This window comes from Cellulomonas sp. NPDC057328 (assembly GCF_042667215.1).
Taxonomy (GTDB): domain Bacteria; phylum Actinomycetota; class Actinomycetes; order Actinomycetales; family Cellulomonadaceae; genus Cellulomonas.
This window is the reverse complement of record NZ_JBHUZW010000153.1, coordinates 1-7,447: the sequence shown is the minus strand read 5'-3', so window position 1 is coordinate 7,447 and position 7,447 is coordinate 1. Positions and strand designations below refer to the sequence as shown.

Annotated in this window: 5 protein-coding genes; 4 read left to right on the top strand and 1 reads right to left on the bottom strand. The window is 75.4% G+C overall.

Annotation, left to right across the window (positions count from 1 at the left end):
• The first annotated feature begins 83 nt into the window (after positions 1–83).
• From ACFUMH_RS17765 to ACFUMH_RS17750, 4 genes are all read left to right on the top strand, one after another.
• The gene (locus tag ACFUMH_RS17765) at positions 84–1,028 is read left to right on the top strand and encodes an LLM class F420-dependent oxidoreductase (RefSeq protein WP_378208680.1); all 945 of its coding nucleotides are present in this window, start codon (positions 84–86) and stop codon (positions 1,026–1,028) included.
• Between the two features lie 402 nt (positions 1,029–1,430).
• Entirely contained in the window at positions 1,431–3,179 is a 1,749-nt protein-coding gene (locus ACFUMH_RS17760; RefSeq protein WP_378208678.1) for a glycosyltransferase, read from the top strand.
• Positions 3,176–3,907 carry an HlyD family efflux transporter periplasmic adaptor subunit gene (locus ACFUMH_RS17755; RefSeq protein ID WP_378208676.1) on the top strand — a complete coding sequence of 244 codons (732 nt, stop codon included), beginning with the start codon at positions 3,176–3,178 and terminating at the stop codon, positions 3,905–3,907. The genes ACFUMH_RS17760 and ACFUMH_RS17755 overlap by 4 nt, the downstream gene beginning before the upstream one ends.
• Positions 3,904–6,003: a glycosyl hydrolase gene (locus ACFUMH_RS17750; protein ID WP_378208674.1), complete on the top strand. Its 2,100-nt coding sequence runs from the start codon at positions 3,904–3,906 to the stop codon at positions 6,001–6,003. The genes ACFUMH_RS17755 and ACFUMH_RS17750 overlap by 4 nt, the downstream gene beginning before the upstream one ends.
• Here the strand turns inward: ACFUMH_RS17750 and ACFUMH_RS17745 are convergent.
• Complete coding sequence (locus ACFUMH_RS17745) at positions 5,929–7,257, bottom strand: glycosyltransferase 87 family protein (RefSeq protein WP_378208672.1); 1,329 nt, start codon at positions 7,255–7,257, stop codon at positions 5,929–5,931. The genes ACFUMH_RS17750 and ACFUMH_RS17745 overlap by 75 nt on opposite strands.
• Positions 7,258–7,447: the final 190 nt, after the last annotated feature.

Genomic DNA, 7,447 nt, shown 5'->3' with positions numbered 1-7,447 from the left:
GGTGCGGGTGCTGCAGCACCCGCACTCGTGACGCATGTACCGCGCTCGGCGGAGGGGGTGGGGAGGCGTGCGAGGCTGGCGGCATGGACCTGCGCATCTTCACCGAGCCCCAGCAGGGTGCGACGTACGACGACGTCCTCGCCGTCGCGCGCGCCACCGAGGACCTGGGGTTCGACGCCTTCTTCCGTTCCGACCACTACCTGACGATGGGCGGCGACGGCCTGCCCGGCCCCACCGACGCGTGGACGACCCTCGCGGGGCTCGCGCGGGAGACGAGCCGCATCCGCCTCGGCACGCTCGTCTCGTCCGCCACGTTCCGGTACCCGGGCGTGCTCGCGATCCAGGTCGCCCAGGTCGACCAGATGTCCGGCGGGCGGGTCGAGCTCGGCCTCGGGGCCGGCTGGTACGCCGACGAGCACACGGCCTACGGCATCCCGTTCCCGGAGAAGCGGTTCGGGATCCTCACCGAGCAGCTCGAGATCGTGACGGGCCTGTGGGGCACCCCGGTCGGCGAGCGGTTCGAGCACCGCGGCGAGCACTACACGCTGCTGGACTCGCCGGCCCTGCCGAAGCCGGTGCAGCAGTCGCCCCTGCACCCCGGGAGCGCGGGCGTGCCGGTGATCGTCGGCGGCGGCGGCCCCCGGCGCACGCCGCGGCTCGCGGTCCGGTTCGCCGCCGAGTACAACCAGGCCTTCCCGGAGCTGGGCGCCGTCGCGGGCCGCATCGAGCAGCTGCGCCAGGCGTGCGTCGAGGAGGGGCGGGACCCCGGCACGCTGGTGCAGTCGGTCGCGCTCGTGCTGTGCGTCGGCCGCGACGAGGCGGAGCTCGCGCGTCGCGCCGCCGCCATCGGCCGCGAGGTGCCGGAGCTGCGCGAGCACGGCATCGCCGGCACGCCCGGCGAGGCGGTCGAGCGGCTGCGCACGCTCGCGGAGCAGGGCGTGCAGCGTGTCTACCTGCAGGTCCTCGACCTGCAGGACCTCGAGCACCTCGAGCTCGTGGCGCAGGAGGTCGCGCCGCACCTGGCCTGAGGCCGGACGGACGGGCGGGGCGGGGACCGGACCGGTCCCCGCCCCGTCGTCGTCCCGGGACGGCGCTCGACGGCAGCTGATCGTCCGGATCGTGGGACCGGGGCGCGCACCGCGAAAGTTCACACACCGGACATCTGGGGCGATCCGTGCAGGTCCGGGCACTGTCACGCCGTGGCCGATTCGATTCAGCCGACCCGTCCCGGCGCGTCCGCGGCGTCACGGTCCCGTGACACCGCTGCGGGGGCGTGCCTAGCGTCGTCCCCGTCACGTGGAGGACGACGGACCGCCCGACGGGCCGTCACCACCGCGCACGCCGGACGCCGACGACGCCGCCGTCACCGCGACGTCGCCCCGCACCCGGGTCGCCGTCGCACCCCGATGACGACGACCGCAGGGGGCCACGTGTCCACGACCTTCGACCGACTGCTGCTCGACCCGCGTCGCACCGACCACGCCCACGAGTCCCACGGGCGCACGCCGCGCCCGTCCCGCTCACCGGAGAACGAGGCGGCGCAGAGCCCCTCGCTCATGCTCCTCGTCCTGCTCGCCGCGGCCGGCGTGGTCGTCTACGCGGCGTTCCTGCTCGACCCCGGCAACCGCGGCGACTGGCTCCCGTACACGATGGTGATCCTGGCGGAGACCGTCCTCGTCGCCCACGCGCTGCTGGCCATGTGGACGGTCCTGTCGAGCGGGCACAACCCCCGCGGCTTCGCCTTCCACCACGCGCAGGAGCGCCTGTACGACCTCGCCGAGATCCTGCGGGACGGCACGGAGGACCAGCCGTCGCGCTGGCAGATGCACCTCGAGGACCGTCCCGTGACGGTCGACGTCTACATCACGACGTACGGCGAGGACCTGGCCACGATCCGCCGCACGGTCACCGCGGCCGTCGCGATGCACGGGCGGCACGACACCTACGTGCTCGACGACGGCCGCTCGGACGAGGTCCGCGACCTCGCGGCCGAGCTCGGCGCCCGGTACGTCCGCCGGCTCTCGAGCGGCGGCGCGAAGGCCGGCAACATCAACCACGCGCTCTCGCTCACGCGCGGCGAGCTCGTCCTGGTGCTCGACGCGGACTTCGTGCCGCTGCCGCAGATGCTGCACGAGACCGTGCCGTTCTTCGCGTCGTCCGACGTCGCGTTCGTGCAGACGCCGCAGACGTACGGCAACTACGACACGATCATCAGCCGCGGCGCCGGCTACATGCAGGCGGTCTTCTACCGGTACGTGCAGCCGGGCCGGAACCGGTTCAACGCCGCGTTCTGCGTGGGCACGAACGTCGTCTACCGGCGGGCCGCGCTCGACTCCGTGGGCGGCGTCTACACCGACTCCAAGTCCGAGGACGTGTGGACCTCGCTCATGCTGCACGAGAAGGGCTGGCGCACGGTCTACATCCCCACGACGCTCGCCGTGGGCGACACCCCCGAGACCGTCGAGGCGTACACCAAGCAGCAGCTGCGGTGGGCGACGGGCGGCTTCGAGATCATGCTCACGCACAACCCGTTCTCGCGGCAGCGCCGCCTCACCACCGACCAGCGCATCCAGTACGCGGTCACGGCGACGCACTACCTCACCGGCATCGCGCCGCTGCTCCTGCTGATGGTGCCGCCGCTCGAGATCTACCTCGACCTGTCGCCGATGGACCTGACGATCACGCCGCTGACGTGGCTCCTGTACTACGCGGGCTTCTACGTCCTGCAGATCGTGCTCGCCTTCTACACGCTCGGCTCGTTCCGGTGGGAGGTGCTGCTGCTCGCGTCGGTGTCGTTCCCGATCTACGTGCGCGCGCTCGTCAACGCCCTGCTGCGGCGCGAGCAAGCCTGGCACGTCACCGGGCGCAAGGGCGCCTACCGCTCGCCCTTCGCGTTCATGCAGCCGCAGGTGCTGGTCTTCCAGTTCCTGCTCGTGACCACCGTCGTCGCCGCCTGGAAGGCCGCCGAGAGCGGGCAGCTCACGCTGGCGCTCGCGTGGAACGCCACGAACACGCTGATCCTCGGCGGCTTCGTCGTCACCGCCTGGCGGGAGGGCCGCCGGGCCCGCGCCGAGCTGCGCGCCACGGAGCAGGCCGCTCCCGAGCGGGCCGGGGCCGACGCCCCCGCCGCCACCCCGTCCTCCACCCCCGTCGCCCTGACCACCGGAGGTACCCGATGACCTGGGCCAGCCGTCTCCGCCTGCTGACCGGCACGCTCGCCGTGCTCGCCGTGGCCGCGCTCGCCACGGTCCACCTCAACGACACGCGGGGGCGCGCCACGAGCGACTCCGCGCAGATCCTCGCGCAGACCTACGCCGTGGGGACGCCGTACGCCGGCCTCGTCGCCGACCAGCTCGTCCAGGTCGGGGACGCGGTCGCCGAGGGCGACCCGTTGTTCGTCGTCGACTCCGCGAGCCTCGCCTACGACCTGCGCAACGGCCTGGTCGCCGAGCCCCCGGAGCTCACCTCGCTCGACCCGGAGGGCCGTCTGGTCGTCCACGCCAGCGGCCCCGGCCGTGTGATCGACGTGGCCGCCACGCGCGGCACCTTCGTGCAGGCGGCCGTCCCGATGGCCACCGTGCAGCGGGAGGACTCGCTCTACGTGCAGGCCGAGTACACGCTGTCCGCCACCGAGTACGCGCGCGTCCCGGACGGTGCCACGGTGACGCTCGTCCTGCCCGACCGCTCCCGGCTGCGCGGGCGGCTGGAGCAGGTCGACGTCGAGACGGTCGCCGGTCAGGCGCAGGCCGTGGTGCGGGTCGCGAGCGACGACCTCGTCGACGGGGCCGGCGACGGCCTCGTCAGCGCCGGCACGCCCGTCGTCGCCGTCATGCACCTCGAGAACGACGGGGTCGTCACGACGGTCGCCGACCGCGTGCGCACCTACGTCGGCGGGCTGGGCCGGTGACCGCCGTCCGCCGCCCGCGGCTGCCCTGGGTGGTCGCCGCCGTCGTGCTCGTCGTCGTCCTCGCCGCCGTGCTCGTCGTGCTGCGGCCGTGGTCGGCCGGCCGGGCGGCGGCCGGCGAGGCGGGTGCGCCCGCGCCACCGGCCCACGACGGCCCCGCGCCGGCCGACCCGCCCGACGTCGACGCCGCGGCCCTCACGGCCGCGGTCACGCAGGCGCCCGACGCGAAGGTCGCCCCGACGCGGCTCGCCGACGGCGTCGTGCCGCCGTCGAACCGCTGGTACTCCGGCCTCGCCTTCGGTGCCGAACCGCAGCCGGTGTTCCCGCTGCCGCTGTCCTTCGCGCTGGACGACGGCGGCTTCACCGTCGGCCTGCCCGACCCGGTGACGAGCGCGAAGGCGGTCATCGGCGCGCACGTGCCCGCGGTGACGGTCGACGCCGGTGCGGCGTCGGCGCAGGTCGTCGCCGCCGACCCGGTCGCCGTGACCGTGCGGCTGCTCGACGCCGCGGGTGCGCCGCTCGGCGACGTCGCGCTCGCGGGCGGCTCGCCGTTCGTGTCGTTCACCGCGGCGGCCGACGTCGAGCTCGGTGCCGGCGCGGCGTTCGGCGACGCGGACGGCGGCACGGCGACCGTCGACGTCGCCGGGACGACGTGGGCGCTCACCGCCGCCGACGGCGCCCTCGCCGGCGGCCGGCTCACCCTCGCCGCCGGCGGGACCGCCACGTGGTGGGCGCTGCCCGACGACGCGGCGGACGACGCCGCCCAGGTGCTCGCGGACGCGGCCGTCGACCCCGTCGTCGGCGTGGACGTCGCGTACGGCGTCGACGACCGCGTCGCGCGGACGACGCTCACCTACCGCACGGCGGCCGCCGCGCCGACCGCCCACGTGCTCATGCCGCACCACCGCGCCGGCGACCAGCCGGACCGCGACGGCTGCGGCCTCGGCACCTACCGCAGCATCTACGGCGCGCTCGAGCTGTGCGCGGGCTCCCACCTCGTCGCCGACGCGCCGGCCGTCGAGCCGACCGGCACGCTCGACCTCGCCGACGTCCCCGACGACCGCCGGGCCGCGGTGCTCGAGCAGCTCACGGCCGACGTCGCCGGCACGGAGGCGTTCGGGTCGGACACGTACTTCGGCGGCAAGGACCTGTACCGCGCCGCGACGCTCGTCGTGCTCGGCGAGACGCTCGGCGCGGACGACGTGGTCGCCGACCTGCGGGTCCGCGTCGCCGACGCGCTGCGCGAGTGGGCGGAGCCGGACGGGTGCGGGACCCGCGACGCGCGGTGCTTCGTGTACGACCCGCAGGTGCGCTCGGTGATCGGCCGGACGCCGTCCTTCGGGTCCGACGAGCTCAACGACCACCACTTCCACTACGGCTACCTGCTGTCCGCCGCCGGCCTGCTCGGCGCGGACGACCCGGCGCTCGTGGACGACGTGCGCCCCGTGATGGACGCGCTCGTGCAGGACGTCGCCGCGGCGCTGCCGTCCGACGCGCTGCCGCAGCTGCGCACGTACGACCCGTACGCGGGGCACGCCTGGGCGTCCGGCACCGCGCCGTTCGCCGACGGCAACAACCAGGAGTCCGCGTCCGAGGCCGTCAACGCGTGGAACGGCGTCGGCCTGTGGGCCGCGGCGTCCGGCCAGGACGACCTGCGCACGCAGGCGACGTGGCTGACGTCGACCGAGGCGCTGACGTCCCGCACCTACTGGACGGCGCCCGACCTCGACGACCCCGTCCTCGACGGGTTCGAGCACCGCGTCGTCGCCCTCAACTGGGGCGGCAAGCGGGACTGGGCCACGTGGTTCAGCCCGGAGCCCAGCGCGATGCTCGGCATCCTGCTCATCCCTATGGGACCGGTGTCCGACCACCTGGCCCTCGACGTCGACCCGGCGACCATCACCGCGGCCGTCGACGAGGCCGCGCCCGACGGGCCGGACGTCATGTTCGGCGACTACCTGCTCATGTACCGCGCGCTCGCGGGCCCGGACGAGGCCGCGGCCGCGTGGGAGGACGCGCTGGCGCTACCCGACACGTCCGTCGACGACGGGAGCTCGCGGGCCTACCTGCTCGCCTGGCTCGCCGCGCACGGCGCGTGACCCGGCCGGCGCGTCGGGCTCGCCCGGCGCGCCGGCGGGGACGCCGTCGGCCGCGTCCGTCGCGGGCCCGCCCACGCGCGCCGTCGACGGCGGCCGCAGCAGGTGCACGACCGTCACGACCAGCAGGGCGACCACCGCGACGTTGCGCGCGGCGAGCAGCAGCGTCGTCCCGGCGACGCCCTGCAGCACGTCGTCGTACCACCACGGGTAGACGACCTGCGTCGCCGCGGCGACCCCGGCCAGCGCCGCCGCGGTGCGCCGCCACCAGGGCAGGCCGAGCGCCAGGCCGACGGCGACGGGCGGCGCCAGCCACGTGATGAACTGCGGGCTGCCGACCTTGTTGGCGACGATGAGCACGAGCGCCATGAGGAACGCGCCGCGCACGACGAAGTCGCCGCGCACGGCGTCGTCGGTCCAGAAGGTCGCGCCGTCGCGGCGCCGGCACCACCACAGGACGACCGTCGCGAGGAGCACGCCGACGACGAGGCCCGCGCCCAGCACGTCGGCCATGGTCTGCGTGCCCGGACCGGCGATCTCGTACGTCACGAGCTCGCCGTTGAGGTACCGCTGGACCGACGGCGACCACAGCCCCGCGACGAGCCACGGCGTCGCGCCGACGGACTCGATCTGCAGCCCGCGCGACCCCTGCTCGAGCACGAACGAGGCCACGTTGCGCGCGCCGCCCAGCGCCACGACCGTGCCGACGACGAGGACGCACACGGCCGCCGCCGGCGCGACGACGTCCCGCCACGGCCGCCGCGACGCGAGCGCGAGCGGCACGATCGCCGCACCGGGCGAGACCTTCACCCACGCGCCGGCCGTGACGAGCGCGGCGGAGACGCGCGGCGCCGAGAGGGCCGCGAGCAGCGCGAGCACCGAGACCGGGGCGACGACGGAGTCGAGCCGGCCGATCGCGACCGGCCCGAGCAGCACCAGGAAGGCGAGCCACCACCCGGCGGCGACGTGCCCGCCGGGGCGCCGCAGGAGCGCGGCGACGGCGACCGCGTCGAGCAGCGTGACCAGCCCGCACCACGCGAGGGCGTACGCGTCGGGGGACGCGGACCCGGCGACGGCCGCCGGTGCGAGGAGCGGCACGAGCGCCGCCGGCGGGTACACCCACGCCTCGTCGAGCACGGGCCACCAGCCCGACGTCAGGCCCGCGTCGACCCAGCGCCGGTACAGGTCGACGTCGCCGAAGGAGTCCTGGCGCAGCTCGACGGTGCCGAGGCGGGTGAGCCACGCGTGGACGAGCACGAACCCGACCCAGACGGCCGCGGTGGCGGCACGCGGGCGCGCGCGGGCGGTGGTGCCGGGCAGGGTGACCTCCGGGGCCGGACGGGGGCACGTCGGCGCCAGGCTACGCGACCGGCGTGGTGCCCCGCGGGTGGTCCGGGGGACGGATCGAGGGACGGTCCGGGGGACGGACGAGGGGACACGTCGACGG